A 13,652-nucleotide genomic window follows, 5' to 3' on the forward strand; every position below is an offset into this window, starting at 1 on the left:
GGCCCGGCGGGCGGTTCAGTGTAGGGATGTCAGCTGTGGCCAGGTCGCAGCGTGATCGTCACTTCCGTGCCGCCACCAGCCCGTGGCCCCCAGTGGATGGATCCTCCCAGCTCGCTCGTCACGAGAGTACGAACAATCTGGAGGCCCAAACCTTCGTGGCGGTTCTGCTGCTCAGGCATCCCCACGCCGTCGTCCGCGACCGTGACCTGCAGAGTCTCCTCACCCGAATCATCGACTCCGCGCCGCGCTATGAGCCATACGGTCCCAGAACGATCCTCCAGACCGTGTTCCACGGCGTTTGTGACGAGTTCGTTGATGACGAGCGCCAACGGAGTGGCTAAATCGCTCGGAAGGCCGCCGAATTCGCCCTCGCGTTCGGTCGCAACATGCTGATTTCCCGTGGCGACCTCCGCCGACAGGCGGAACTGGCGATCGATCAGCTCGTCGAAATCGACATTCTGCGCGAGCCCCTGAGAAAGCGTCTCGTGGACTAGGGCGATCGTCGCGACACGGCGCATCGCCTGCTCGAGTCCCTGGCGCCCTTCCTCGCTCTTCATACGCCGCGATTGCATCCTCAAGAGGGCCGCGACCGTCTGCAGGTTGTTCTTCACTCGATGATGGATCTCACGGATCGTGGCGTCCTTGGTGACGAGCTCCATCTCGCGCCGGCGCAACTCAGAGACGTCACGGCACAAGACCAGCGCTCCGAAGCGCTCCCGCTCATCACGAAGCGGAATGGCGCGCAGCGAGAGGCTGACCCCACGCGATTCGATCTCGCTCCTCCACGGCATGCGCCCCGTCACCACGAGCGGAAGTGTCTCGTCGACCAGCCGACGATCCTTGAGCAGATTGCTGGTGAGTTCGGCGAGGGACCGTCCCTCAAGTGAGTCGAAACCGCCCAGACGACGGAACGCAGAAACCCCGTTCGGGCTCGCATACTGGACGATGCCCTCAGCGTCGAGACGAATGAGGCCATCCCCCACGCGAGGTGCGCCTCGGCGAGAACCCGTGGGGGACGCGAAATCGGGCCAGAGCCCGAGAGTGCCCATCCGGAGGAGGTCGTAGGCACACTGGCGATAGGTGAGTTCGAGACGCGATGGCATGCGCGAGCTCGAGAGATCCATGTGGGAAGTGACAACCGCAAGCGTGCGCCCGTTCCGGACGAACGGGACGGCCTCGACGCGCAGGGCCATCTCCGAATTGAAACTTGTCTCGTGACTGCGCTCGATCGACTGTGTTGTCCATGCGCGGTCGACGAGGGGCCTGAGGTCACCTCGGATCCGCTCCCCGACGATGTCCTCATGGAAGACCGTGTGCGTCGTCGATGGACGCACGTGGGCCAAGGCGGTGTAGCCCTCGCTCGGATCCGGGAACCACAGTGCCAAATCCGCGAAGGCCAGGTCGGCCACGAGCTGCCAATCGCCGACGAGCAGATGGAGCCACTCGGCGTCGCCTGGACCGAAATCAGCCTGCTCCCGGATCGTGTCCGTGAAGAGCGCCACGCTACCGCCTTGTCACTAGAGAAAGAACCAGCCGCGCGGGTGTCACCACCCGCGCGGCCTTCGACCTTCGCTGCGCCTAATGGCGCACAATCGACCGAAGCAGCCTCAATGCTACCGAGAGCGAAGCCATGTCGTCGCTCTCGAGGGCATTGACCTCTTGGAACATGGTCGACGCTCGGCTGAGCGATTCAGCGTTCTCGGCTTCCCAAGCAGCGAGCCGCTCCTCGGGCGACTCCCCTGCCGGGGACATCTCCATGATCGACCTCGTCATGTCCGCGACCGTGCTGTAGAGGTCGTCGCGGAGAGCTGCCCTTGCGAGGGCCTGCCAGCGGTCCTTGCGCGGAAGGGCCGTGATTCGTTCAAGCAGCGCATCCACGTTGAACCGATCGAAGACGGTGTAGTAGACACCTGCGATTTCCTCGACCGTCTCCTCGGACGTCTGCGACAGCCGTGCGATGTCCAAGAGGGCGTAGCTCTCGAAAAGCTCGGCCCAGCGTTGGGCGAATTCCTCGGGAAGGCCCCATGACAAGCCCCGCTCGAGCCACTCCCGCACCCGGTCTGCATCCTGGCCGCGCAGGAAATCAAGGAGCCGCGAACGCAGCGCGTTCATCGTCGGGCCGTATTGCTCTACGACCTCGCCGATGGTGTGATTGCCCGTGCCCTGATGAATGAGCCACCTGACTGTGCGGTCCAGCAGGCGCCGAATGTCGTGATGGATCGTGGTCCAGTGCTCAGTCGGGAACGACGCCGGGAGGCTGTTGACGGAGTCGATGAGCTCGTCGAGCTTGTAGACCTCGCGGAGGGCCACGAAGGCCTTGGCAACCGTGGCGTCCGTTGCGCTGGTCTCTTCGATCGCGCGGAACGCGAACGTGATCCCACCGATATTGACCATGTCATTCGCCACGATCGTCGCGATGATCTCGCGACGGAGTGGATGAAGGTCGAGCTCGTCCCCGAACCGCTCCCGAAGTTGAGCGGGAAAGTAGTTCCGCAGCGTGGCTTTGAACCAGGGGTCGTCGGCGAGGTCGCTCTCCCGCAACGACTCGGTGAGCTCGATCTTCGCGTAGGCGGCCAAGACAGACAGTTCTGGGGAAGTCAGGCCCTGGCCCTGCTCGAGTCGACGGTGAAGCTCAGCCGCCGTCGGGAGCGCCTCGAGCTCACGGTTGAGGTCCGCGTGAACCTCGAGCCAGTCCATCAACCGCTCGAGTGCCGGGCTCAATGGAGCGACGAGGGCCCGATCGTTGACGAGGAGGATGTTCTGATCGATGTTGTCTCGCAGTACCAGCTTGGCGACTTCGTCCGTCATCGAGGCCAGGAACTCGGCTCGTTCGTCCGCGCCGAGCTTACGCGCTGCAACCATGCGGTCGACGAAGATCTTGATGTTGACCTCGTGGTCGGAGCAGTCGACGCCGGCTGAGTTGTCGATCGCGTCCGTGTTGAGGATGACCCCCTGCAACGCAGCCTCAATACGACCCCGCTGGGTGAAGCCGAGGTTCCCGCCTTCGCCGACGACCTTGACGCGCAGGTCCCGTCCATCGACGCGAATCGCGTCATTGGCTTTGTCCCCGACCTGGGCGTTTGTTTCACTGCTCGCCTTGACGTATGTGCCGATCCCGCCGTTGTAGAGCAGGTCGACTGGCGCAAGGAGAATCGAACGCAGCAGTTCGTTGACACTCAGCTGCTTCATCCCCTCCGGGAGACCAAGTGCTTCCCTGACTTCCTCCGACACTGGGACCCACTTCGCCGTACGTGGGTACACACCGCCGCCGGTGCTGATCAGCTCCTTGTTGTAGTCGTCCCAGGACGAACGGGGAAGCTTGAAAAGCCGTTCCCGTTCGGCGAACGAAGTAGCTGGATCGGGATTCGGATCGAGGAATACGTGACGGTGGTCGAACGCCGCGACCAACCTGATGTGTTCCGAAAGCAGCATGCCGTTACCGAATACATCGCCAGACATGTCCCCCACGCCGACGACTGTGAAATCCTCGCTCTGGGTGTCGACGTCGAGCTCGCTGAAGTGCCGCTTGACCGACTCCCACGCCCCACGGGCAGTGATGCCCATAGCCTTGTGGTCGTAGCCGACAGATCCGCCTGAGGCGAATGCATCGCCGAGCCAGAAACCGTACTCAGCCGAAATTCCGTTCGCGATATCCGAGAAGCTCGCGGTTCCCTTGTCCGCAGCAACGACGAGGTACGGGTCATCGTCGTCGTGCCGGACGATGCCCAACGGCGGGACGACGCTCTCGCCTTCCTCTGGCGTCGACACCCGATTGTCTGTCAGATCGAGCAGTCCGCGGATGAACGTCTTGTAGCTTTCGATGCCCTCGGCGAGCCATGCCGCCCGATCAAGGGAGGGGTTAGGGAGCCGCTTGGCGAAGAAACCGCCCTTGGCACCAGTCGGAACGATGACCGCGTTCTTGACCACCTGCGCCTTGACGAGGCCGAGAATCTCGGTCCGGAAGTCCTCACGGCGATCCGACCACCGAAGACCACCGCGCGCGACCTTGCCGAAGCGGAGGTGGACTCCCTCGACGCGAGGCGAATAGACCCAGATCTCGAACATCGGCTTCGGCGACGGCAGGCCTTCGATCTCCGCCGGCCGGAGTTTGATGCTCAGGTAAGACTTGCCGAGGTAGTAGTTGGTCCTGAGCGAAGCCTCAATGAGGTTGATGAACGTCCGAAGAAGGCGGTCGGCGTCGAGCGTTGGCACCTGGTCGAGCGCCTCGGCGAGCTCCTCGCGGAGGCGCTCGATCGATGCCTCGCGCGTCTCCGCGCTGAGGCTGGGGTCGAACCGAGCCTCGAACAGTGCGACGAGACGCCGGGCCACCGCGGGGTTGGCGAGAAGCGTATCCGAGATGAACTCGAGCGAGTTCGTGTTGCCCATTTGCCGCATGTACTTCGCATAGCTGCGCAGAATCACAACCTGGCGCGAGCGCATTCCTTCACGCAGCACGAGCCGGTCCAATGAATCGGACTCGGTCTCCCCTGAAAGGGACAAGCTGAAGGAATCGGCAAGGAGCTCACCCGTGGCCAAAGGGTCGATGCCAGCCGGGTACTTGAGCCCAAGGTCGTAGAGGAAGAAGTCCCTCGCATCGGCGGTCTCGATCTCAAAGGGCTTCTCGTCGAGCACCTCGAGTCCCAGGTTGTGGAAGAACGGCAGAATCTGGCTCAGGCTCTTCGGCTCGAGGAGGTACAGCTTGACGCGAGCGTCTTCCTCGAGTTCCGCCCCGACCCCCGCAGGTACGTAGACGCGGACGGATGGACGCTCGGCGAGCTCTTCGCCCTCCTCCTTCTCCGCGGCGGCCCGCTCCTGCGCGTACATCTCGAACCGTTCGATGTCTTCGAGAGCGTCCTCGATGCTGTAGTCCACGCGGTACGAGGCGGGGAACGCGTCCTGCCACACGGCCGCGAGGTGCTCGGCCTCGTCGAGGGGCCGATTCTCGTGCAGGGCTTGGGCGATCCCCTCTGCCCATGACCGAGTAGCCGTGACGAGCCGCTGCTCGAGCGCCACGGCGTCCGCGGAGGCGACGTCAGCGTTCTTGGGAAGGCGGATGCGGAAGTAAAGCCGAGCGAGGGCAGAATCGCTGAGGTGGGCGTCGTAGTCGATCTGATCCGAGTGGAATTCCCGCTCGAGCTCCGCCTCGATCCTCCGCCGAACAGCCGTGTTGTACCGATCCTTCGGCAGGTAGACGACTGCATTCATGAACCGTCCGTAGACGTCAGGACGGAGGAAGAGACGGGTGCGGCGCCTCTCCTGTAGGAGCTGAATCCGGGTGACCGTGTCGAAGAGCAGGTCCGCGTTCATCTGGAACAGCTCGTCGCGCGGGTAGGTCTCGAGGATCGCGAGGAGGTCTTTGCCTGAGTGGGAATCGGCCGGGAACCCGGAGCGGCGCATGACCGCTTCGATCTTGTCTTTGACGATCGGGACGCTACTCGCTGACTGCGTGTAGGCCGAGGAAGCAAAGAGGCCGATGAATCGACGTTCTCCGTCGACCTTGCCCTGAGCATCAAAGCGCTTGATGCCGATGTAGTCGAGGTATGCGGGCCGATGCACGGTACTGCGCGAGTTCGCCTTCGTAATCACGAGCGCGCGCCGCTCGCGCGCATGCGCCTGACCCTCGGCCGTGAGGTGCTGAAGGGCGTGGGCGCCATCCCCCCGCAGCAAGCCGAGGCCACTGCCATCGACGAGCTCGAGGACGTCCTCACCGTTCTCCTTCTTGAGGTCGTATTCGCGGTACCCGAGGAACGTGAAGTTCCCGCCCTCGAGCCACTGCAGGAGCTCTTGAGTCGGTTTCAGGTCGGGAATGTCCTCGCCGCCGACGACATTGTCGAGGCCGCGAGCTATCTCGAGGGCCTTCGAGCGCATGGCTTGCCAATCGTCGACGGCTGCCCGCACGTCGGCGAGGACACGGAGCAGCCCCTCTCTGAGTTCGGTCTTGCGGGCACCCGGGACGCGGTCGATCTCAATAGCGATCCACGACTCCATATGGGTCACGAGGTCGCTATCCGCTACGAGATGGCTGAGTTTCGGGAGCGCAGCCGTGTCGCCGCTCGTGAGCCCCCACTGGGCCGGGACACGTTGGACCTCGACGAGAGAGCCCCCATTCCGCTGCCGAGTGACGACGAACATGGGGTGCACCACCAAATGGATTGCACAGCGTTCACGCACGAGTTCGGCGCTGACGGAGTCAACGAGGAAGGGCATGTCGTCCGTCACGATGTAGACGACGCTCCGGCCGCCCTCATCGACTACTTCGACCTTGGTCTCGCCCGGGCGTCTCTCCTCCGCTAGGGACCGGTGATGGCGAGCTCGCTGGGCAAGAGTGCTTGCCGGATACGACTGTCGGTCTTCTTCGGCGAGATGCTCGTAATAGTCCGCCAGGAAGCGGGCTTCCTGCTCGGCCGTGGGGAACGGTGTCTCCTGCGCGGTTCCGGTCGACACGGTGAAAATCGCCTCCAGAGGAACGAGTTCTGCGCTGCCGCGTTGCAGCGCTGACTCGAGCCTAGCGCGCTCCCCTGATGCCTGCCCTAGCACTTGGTACAGCGAATCTTCGTTTTCGTTGGACGGGCGAACAGACGAGGTCTGCGATGGCCCTCCGAACCGGACTTTGAGGCGCAGCTTCCAGCAGGGTCTGCCCGGCAAAAAGCGCCGCGTCCACCGTCTCACCTTCGAACGGAACTAGCCCGACTATGGGACGGGTAGGTCCGAAACGCTCCCAGGCCTCACGCAGAGCCCTGTCTGGGAAGCGTCCCAGAGCACTCCTCCTGACCTTGTTGAAGACAATGTCCGGGGCGGCGCTAGGAACTGCAGCAGCCAATTCATCGATGGAACGAACAAGCCGAGGCATGCCAATGGTGTCGGCCGAGCCTACTGCTACGATCCGATCCGCCATTTCAAGCACGCGAAGCGTCACGGCATTTCGCCGAGGCGCCATGGTGTCGAAGGAGAGCTCCTCGTCCGCTTCGAGACAGAACCCAACATCGACCACGACTTCATCCGCCGCGCGACGTGAGGCCTCGAGCACGGCTGACAGGGAGGCGGCGCGCAGCTCGTTCCAACGGTCAGCCCTCGTGACGCCTGTGAGCACCCGAAGCTCTCCGCCCTGGGTGACGACCGGCACGGCGAGCTGCTCAAGGCTGTGAGCGTCGAGCTGACCTTGATCCGCGAGCCGGCACGCCTGGGCGAGGCCCGCAGACTCATCGAGCAGTCCGAGGTGCGGCGCAACGCTCGGTCCGTACGTGTCCGCATCGACGAGGATCACCTTCCGGTTCTGCGCTACGAGCTCGGCCGCCGCGTTTACGGCAAGCGTCGTGCACCCCGGAGAGCCGATGGGTCCCCAGAACGCGAGGATCCCGCCGTGCCTCGCGCCCGGTTCATCGACCGCCGGTTGGCCCGGTGCCGTCGGACCTTGAGCCTCACGGTGAGACCGGGCTCCGGAGGGCACCCCCGGGAAGGCGCCGGCGAGGGAAAAAGAAGAAGGCCGCCTCGCGTCAGCGCTTGCCGACTTGACTGCATGGTCGGCCGCGACGGCAACAAGCTCCTCGAACTGTTCGGCTGCAACATCGACGGGAGCGGCGAAGGCGCCTAACCCCTCGAGTCTGCGTCTCTCACCGTCGTCGTCTGATAGGCCGACGGTACCCACGCCGACGGCGAGGAGCCGGTCTACGAGCGTCATGGTGACTTCGTCTGTGCCGCCAGCCACCACCGCGACTCGAGCCGCTCCGCTCTGGCAGGCGGCTATCAGCTCCGCGAGTTCGTCGCATTCCCGGACGACGGTGACGGAGCTGCCGCTTTGGTTGACCCGCTCACCCACCTCGCTGAAGTCCCTGCCGATGACCGCTATGGGAAGCCTCATCGCGCGCGACCTGACGGATTCCAGACGACTGAAACCTTTGCCTTGTTGGCTTGTGCTCCCAGCAGCTGGGGCAGCTTCTCGGCCTCGACAAGCACATGGACGAGCGTTTCCCTGGGGCCTCCGAGACCTGAAGCAGCGGTCTGCACATGGGCAATCTCTGCAGCGGGAATGATGAGGCGAGGCTCGGCGAATCCGTTTCGCCCGTCCGGCAAGGCAATCCAGATATCCACGCGCGTGCCTGCCACTGCCTCTGCCGGAAGCGGCTCTTGGAGGCTGATGGAGACAGGACTCCGGCCGAGGGAGTCTGCTGATCCCAGACTGGACGCCGGGACAAGATCGCCCTTGGACACTCTTTGGACCGCGACCCGTCCGGTCTGGACGCTTCCCTCCGTCAAATAGCGAGAAGCCACTGCGCCAAGCTTCACCTCGACGGGCATGAGCAGTTCCAGACTCACGGACTGGCCCACGGGAATGTCGTCCTTGGCTGCGTAGACCACGATGCTCGTCTCTGCGGCCTTCACCAGGCCAACGACGCCGGCCATCGAGGCGAGGACCAGAAGGACGCCGAGAAGAAGTCTCGGATCCTTCCATGAGGGCCTGCGCAATCTCAGTCCCGACGACGGCGTTCCAGCAGCATTCATGCGGCGCTCCCCCAAAACAGCATGCTCAAGAGGCCGATACCGGCTCCGGAGACCATGGTGCAGCTGAAGGCTTGGAGAGCCTACATAGAGGGTCAAATCACGCCAAACGAGGGGCATATCGGTCAAAACGCGTCCCAGCATGACAGGATTGCCATATGCCCCGTTTCCTCACTCTCGCCGACGTCTGCGAACAACTGCAGATCAGCTCCGCTCAGGCCTACGCATTGGTCCGCGGTGGGGAGCTCAAGGCGATTCAGGTCGGCGGACGTGGCCAGTGGAGGGTCGAAGAGGTCAAGCTCGAGGAGTACATCCAAGAGAGCTATGCGAAGACCGAGCGGATGGTCGCCGACCAGCGCGACTCTCGCTCGCCACGTCCCTGAGTCACCGGCTTCCGGGCCTCACAGCTGCGAAACCACTGCGACGAGCGAGTCCAGCGGAACAAGCGTGCTACTGCGCCTACCCCTTCGTGACCCATTTTCACCGAGAGTGACGAGCTCGAAATAGTCGCGCCCCACCAGGTCGATCAGGCCGCGCTCGGCGAGTGGCTCGCCGGAGAACGTATCCAGATGACAGGCGACGCATGAGCGGTCCCGAGCGAGCGCCCTGAGAGCGGACCGGATGCTGAGCGAGCGGCGGACCAGCGAGGCTTCCCCTACCGATTCCCGGCCAACTCCCCTCACCGCCGCAACTCCCCGCATCGGTATGAGAACGCTGCGATGCACCTCTTCGACCACGCACCATTCGTCGGCCAGCTCTACGATCCGACCCCGGAACCGGATGCCGCCGCGAAGGACGAATTCCACGTGCCCGGACTGCGCCCTGAGGCGGTTAGCCAGAGGGATTGCTCCCTGCTCGGCTCGCACCAGCTCGTTCACGCCGGACTCGAAAGCCACAACTTGGGCCGCAGTTACTTGTGCTTCCAGGTCATCAAAAAGCCTCCCCCAACGCATGGGCTCACCCTAGGGAGCGCGGGCCTGCGGAGCAATCGCTCGAGCCGTGGCAGTGGACACTGCTTGTCACGCATGGTCAGACTGTCTCCAACAAGTCAGAAGACACCAAACGATGCCAAACAGCATCAAGTGTCACTTTCACTGAATAAGGCGGAATGTTGGAGGACAGCCGTGGAGTCAGCAAAAGCGCAAGCAGTGAACGACGCGGTGGTGGCCGGCCTCGTCCTCGTGGCCGGGATCATCCTCGCAGCTTCGGGCCACGCCATCGCTTCGACCGCAAGCCCTTCGAATGCCGAAGCGTTGGTCGGACTAGGTGCAAGCGCTCTCGGCTTGGTCATCCTGGCATGGTGGCTTCTCGCCATGACGCTCTCGGTGACCGCCGCCCTATTGCACGCGGCCGGACGTCAAGGCGCGGCTCGGTGGACTGGAGCGGCGGCTCCCCCGTTCATGCGGCGACTGGCGTTGGCCGTCCTTGGGGTGACTCTCGCCATCGGTCCTACGGCCTACGCAGCTGAGCCGCCTCTCGATCCGGCATGGCAGGCCAGCGCCCCGATCGAAACTTCCCCCGTCCACGTCGCTCCCTCGACTGCTCCACCCGAGGCTCGCACTGACGTTCCCAGGCCCGAATCGAACAGCTCGCCGGAGGCATGGGCGCCGAGCGTCGAGCCTGTGTCACCCGGTCCTCTGGCGCGCCCCGAGCTACGGACGACGGCGCACCCTCCTTCCGCCGTCGAAGTGCGCCCGGGCGACTCGCTCTGGAGCATCGCAGCCCGTCATCTGGGACCGGGAGCTGGCGCCGTCGAGGTGGCCGCGACTTGGCCCCGGTGGTTCGAGGCGAACCGGGACGTGATCGGTGATGATCCGAACGTCCTGCGCCCGGGTCAGCTGCTTATGCCACCACATTAATGCGCCCAACAGCCTCCAGCCGCCATAGCCACCCGACAACGAAGGAATCATGATGACCCAAGACGTACCGCGGCTCCCTGCGGGAATCACCGCACTCCCCCAGACTGCCGTAGGGATCGACGGGACTTCAGCCCTCGCAGCTTTGCCCGTCCCCCTAGCTCCGCGCGCCCTCCATGCGGCCGGCTCAAGCGCCGAACGCCACTCCGTCGAACAGCTCGCGGCGCGCATCACGGGTGCGGCCGTCGAAGTCCTCGCTGGGCAGCGTCCAGTCGCGCAGCTTGCGCCTTGGCTCCCACGCGACTTGCTGGCGAGACTCCAGCTGCGTGCGAATCTCGGCCGGATGGATTCAGCGCCAACCCCGTCCCGGTCCGCACGAGCCCACCGGGCCTCGACCGTGACCTCGGCTCGCGCCACGCTCGTGTCACCCGGCGTCTATGAGGCCTCGGCTGTCGTCTCGGACCGGCTGCGAAGCCGCGCCGTCGCCCTCCGGCTCGAAAACGTCCGCGGGAGCGGGTGGCGTGTCACCGCTCTCGAAATCGGTTGAATCAGCGGCGGCGGTTCTTTGCCCGCCTAGGCGCCTGCTGGCCGGACGCCGGTCCGATGGCACCTGACCGGTTGCCACGCGAGCCGTTCTGAGAGGCCTTCGCTGACCGTGCCTGCTCGACGTGGGTTTCGGTGGAGCCGTCCTCGGCGGGCGCACTGTACTGGAGCTGGGCGGGGCGTTCCGGCGCCTCGACCCCCGACGCCTGTGCCTGCGCGCCCTCGGGAACTGCCTGTGCGGCCTGGACCTCGAGGTTGTACAGGAAGCTCACGGACTCCTCGCGGATGCCCTCCATCATCGTCTGGAACATCGCGAAGCCCTCGCGCTGGTACTCGACGAGCGGATCACGCTGAGCCATGGCGCGGAGCCCGATGCCCTCCTTGAGATAATCCATCTCGTAGAGGTGCTCCTGCCACTTCCGGCCGATGACGGACAGGACAACGCGCCGCTCGAGCTCGCGCATGTTGTCCGAGCCCACCTCCTGCTCGCGCCGCTGGTAGACCAGCTTGGCGTCCGAGAGGATCTCCTCCTTGAGCATCTCGACGGTCACGCGAGCCTTGCCGCCCGCCTCCTCGATGATGTCCTGCGGCGTGATCGTCACCGGATAGAGGGTGCGGAGATTGTTCCAGAGGCCGTGGAAATCCCAGTCATCACCGTTGCCCTCCGCGGTCGAGGATTCGATCATCGCGGTGAGGGTGTCCTCAATGAAGAACTGGACCTTTTCGTGCAGGTCGTCGCCTTCAAGGATCCGGCGGCGGTCGCCGTAGATCGCTTCGCGCTGACGGTTCAGGACGTCGTCGTACTTGAGGACGTTCTTGCGCTGTTCGGCGTTTCGGCCCTCGACCTGCGCCTGCGCCGACTGGATCGCGCGCGAAACGAGCTTGGACTCGAGTGGCGTGTCGTCGGGGAGGCTGCTCGCCATGAGGCGTTCGGCGCCGCCAGTGCCAAACAGACGCATGAGGTCATCGGTGAGCGAAAGATAGAAGCGAGACTCCCCCGGATCGCCCTGACGGCCGGAACGCCCTCGAAGCTGGTTGTCAATACGCCGAGACTCGTGCCTCTCGGTGCCGAGGACGTAGAGTCCACCGAGCTCAAGGACTTCGTCGTGCTCCTCCTTGACAGCCTTCTGAGCCTCTTCTAGCGCCCCAGGCCACGCAGTCTCGTAGGCCTCCGAGTCCTCCTCGGGATCGAGTCCGCGAGAGGCCAACTCCGCAACGGCCATGAATTCGGCGTTGCCGCCGAGCATGATGTCCGTGCCTCGGCCGGCCATATTGGTCGCGACGGTCACAGCCCCTTTGCGCCCGGCCTGGGCGACGATCGCCGCTTCGCGAGCATGGTTCTTTGCGTTGAGCACTTCATGGCGCACACCGGCCTTGGCCAGAGCCTGTGAGAGGTACTCGCTCTTCTCCACGCTCGTCGTGCCGACAAGGACCGGCTGGCCCTTCGCGTTGCGGCGCGAGATGTCCTTCACGACCGCGTCGAACTTCACTACCTCGTTCTTGTAGACGAGGTCAGACTGGTCGACGCGTGCCATCGGCTTGTTCGTCGGAATCGGCACGACGCCGAGCTTGTAAGTGCTCATGAACTCGGCTGCCTCAGTCTCAGCAGTACCGGTCATGCCTGAGAGCTTCTCGTAGAGGCGGAAGTAGTTCTGGAGCGTGATCGTAGCGAGAGTCTGGTTCTCGGCCTTGATCTCGACGCCCTCCTTGGCCTCGATGGCCTGGTGCATGCCCTCGTTGTACCGGCGCCCCGGGAGGATGCGACCCGTGTGCTCGTCAACGATGAGGACCTCGCCGTCGAGGACGACATAGTCCTTGTCCCGCTTGAAGAGTTCCTTCGCCTTGATGGCGTTGTTGAGGAAGCCGATCAGGGGGGTGTTCGCCGACTCGTAGAGATTGTGGATGCCGAGGTAGTCCTCGACCTTCTCGATGCCGGGCTCGAGGACGCCGACCGTCCGCTTCTTCTCGTCGACCTCGTAGTCTCCGTCGTCGGAAAGGCGCAGCGCGACCTTGGCGAATTCCGAGTACCACCGGTTCGCATCACCCTGCGCGGGCCCGGAAATGATGAGCGGGGTCCGAGCCTCGTCGATCAAGATCGAGTCGACCTCATCGACGATAGCGAAATGGTGTCCACGCTGGACGAGCTCGTTCTTGTCCCACGCCATGTTGTCGCGCAGGTAATCGAAGCCGAACTCGTTGTTGGTCCCGTACGTGATCTCGGCTTCGTACTGCTTCCGGCGCGCTGCCGGGTCCATGTTTGCCAGGATGCAGCCGCTCGAGACGCCTAGGAAGCGGTAGACGCGCCCCATGAGCTCAGACTGATACTCGGCGAGGTAGTCGTTGACTGTGACCACGTGGACGCCCTTGCCGGTGAGCGCGTTGAGGTAAGCGGGAGCCGTCGCTACGAGGGTCTTGCCTTCACCGGTCTTCATCTCGGCGATGTTGCCGAGGTGCAGAGCTGCGCCGCCCATGAGCTGGACATCGAAATGCCGCATTCCCAACGTACGGCCGGCAGCCTCCCGCACCGCTGCGAATGCCTCAGGAATGAGGTCGTCGAGCTTTTCGCCGTCCTCATAGCGTGCCTTGAGCCGATCGGTCTCCTCCCGGAGTTCGGCATCCGTGAATCCCTTGAACTCTTCCTCGAGAGCGTTGGTCGCGTCAACGTAGACGCGAAGCTGCTTCAGGATCCGGCGGTCGCCGCTCCGGAGGAGTTTCTCGAGAAGGTTTGCCACGTGGCTTTCGCTCCCTTGTCAATGG

Annotated in this window: 9 protein-coding genes; 3 read left to right on the top strand and 6 right to left on the bottom strand. The window is 64.0% G+C overall.

Features of this window, described 5'->3' with window-relative positions:
* Positions 1 to 29 precede the first annotated feature (29 nt).
* From LK10_RS19090 to LK10_RS19105, 4 genes are all read right to left on the bottom strand, one after another.
* Positions 30 to 1,502, bottom strand: coding sequence for a sensor histidine kinase (locus tag LK10_RS19090; protein WP_043127422.1), 1,473 nt, complete (start codon positions 1,500 to 1,502; stop codon positions 30 to 32).
* A gap of 76 nt (positions 1,503 to 1,578) precedes the next feature.
* Positions 1,579 to 6,444, bottom strand: coding sequence for an NAD-glutamate dehydrogenase (locus LK10_RS19095; RefSeq protein WP_043127504.1), 4,866 nt, complete (start codon positions 6,442 to 6,444; stop codon positions 1,579 to 1,581).
* A gap of 61 nt (positions 6,445 to 6,505) precedes the next feature.
* A complete protein-coding gene (locus LK10_RS19100; RefSeq protein WP_043127424.1) occupies positions 6,506 to 7,858 on the bottom strand; it encodes an AAA family ATPase in 1,353 nt (450 codons plus the stop codon).
* Positions 7,855 to 8,499: an SAF domain-containing protein gene (locus LK10_RS19105; RefSeq protein WP_043127427.1), complete on the bottom strand. Its 645-nt coding sequence runs from the start codon at positions 8,497 to 8,499 to the stop codon at positions 7,855 to 7,857. The genes LK10_RS19100 and LK10_RS19105 overlap by 4 nt, the downstream gene beginning before the upstream one ends.
* A gap of 155 nt (positions 8,500 to 8,654) precedes the next feature.
* On the opposite strand from LK10_RS19105, the gene LK10_RS19110 reads away from it, so the two are divergent.
* Complete coding sequence (locus LK10_RS19110) at positions 8,655 to 8,879, top strand: helix-turn-helix domain-containing protein (protein WP_043127429.1); 225 nt, start codon at positions 8,655 to 8,657, stop codon at positions 8,877 to 8,879.
* Between the two features lie 18 nt (positions 8,880 to 8,897).
* Here the strand turns inward: LK10_RS19110 and LK10_RS22455 are convergent, their stop codons facing one another.
* The gene (locus LK10_RS22455) at positions 8,898 to 9,374 is read right to left on the bottom strand and encodes a hypothetical protein (protein WP_197062003.1); all 477 of its coding nucleotides are present in this window, start codon (positions 9,372 to 9,374) and stop codon (positions 8,898 to 8,900) included.
* Between the two features lie 246 nt (positions 9,375 to 9,620).
* Between LK10_RS22455 and LK10_RS22460 the strand changes: the two genes are divergently transcribed.
* Together LK10_RS22460 and LK10_RS22770 are read left to right on the top strand one after the other, a co-directional pair.
* Entirely contained in the window at positions 9,621 to 10,355 is a 735-nt protein-coding gene (locus tag LK10_RS22460) for a LysM peptidoglycan-binding domain-containing protein (RefSeq protein ID WP_197062004.1), read from the top strand.
* Positions 10,356 to 10,404: 49 nt separating this feature from the next.
* On the top strand, positions 10,405 to 10,899 hold the full coding sequence (locus tag LK10_RS22770; protein ID WP_231567848.1) for an Rv3235 family protein: 495 nt from the start codon (positions 10,405 to 10,407) through the stop codon (positions 10,897 to 10,899).
* A gap of 1 nt (position 10,900) precedes the next feature.
* Here LK10_RS22770 and secA read toward each other — a convergent pair whose 3' ends face one another.
* Positions 10,901 to 13,627, bottom strand: coding sequence for a preprotein translocase subunit SecA (gene secA / locus LK10_RS19130; RefSeq protein WP_043127435.1), 2,727 nt, complete (start codon positions 13,625 to 13,627; stop codon positions 10,901 to 10,903).
* Positions 13,628 to 13,652: the final 25 nt, after the last annotated feature.

It is taken from the genome of Sinomonas humi (assembly GCF_000802235.1).
GTDB classification, from domain to species: Bacteria; Actinomycetota; Actinomycetes; order Actinomycetales; family Micrococcaceae; genus Sinomonas; species Sinomonas humi.

Coding starts and splice junctions, on each gene's coding strand:
- LK10_RS19100 (WP_043127424.1), bottom strand. CDS start 7,858: ATGAGGCTTCCCATAGCGGTCATCGGCAGGGACTTCAGCGAGGTGGGT.
- LK10_RS19105 (WP_043127427.1), bottom strand. CDS start 8,499: ATGAATGCTGCTGGAACGCCGTCGTCGGGACTGAGATTGCGCAGGCCC.
- LK10_RS19110 (WP_043127429.1), top strand. CDS start 8,655: ATGCCCCGTTTCCTCACTCTCGCCGACGTCTGCGAACAACTGCAGATC.
- LK10_RS22770 (WP_231567848.1), top strand. CDS start 10,405: ATGATGACCCAAGACGTACCGCGGCTCCCTGCGGGAATCACCGCACTC.